Annotated in this window: 1 rRNA gene; it reads right to left on the reverse strand. The window is 56.5% G+C overall.

The features are described from left to right. Positions 1-253: ribosomal RNA gene (locus C7H85_RS19400) — 23S ribosomal RNA — on the reverse strand; the annotation flags it as partial. Between the last annotated feature and the right edge of the window lie 2 nt (positions 254-255).

A 255-nucleotide genomic window follows, 5' to 3' on the forward strand; every position in this document is an offset into this window, starting at 1 on the left:
TTAAGGGCTGGCCCCCGTTCGCTCGCCGCTACTAAGGGGATCTCGGTTGATTTCTGTTCCTCGGGGTACTTAGATGTTTCAGTTCTCCCGGTTCGCCTCGCTGCGCTATGTATTCACGCAACGATACCGCACTGAGTGCAGTGGGTTTCCCCATTCGGACATCACGGGCTCAAGCGCTTCTTACCAGCTCACCCGTGCTTAACGCAGGTTAGCACGTCCTTCATCGCCTCTGACTGCCAAGGCATCCACCGTGTA

This window comes from Zobellella endophytica, assembly GCF_003012775.1.
GTDB lineage: Bacteria > Pseudomonadota > Gammaproteobacteria > Enterobacterales > Aeromonadaceae > Oceanimonas > Oceanimonas endophytica.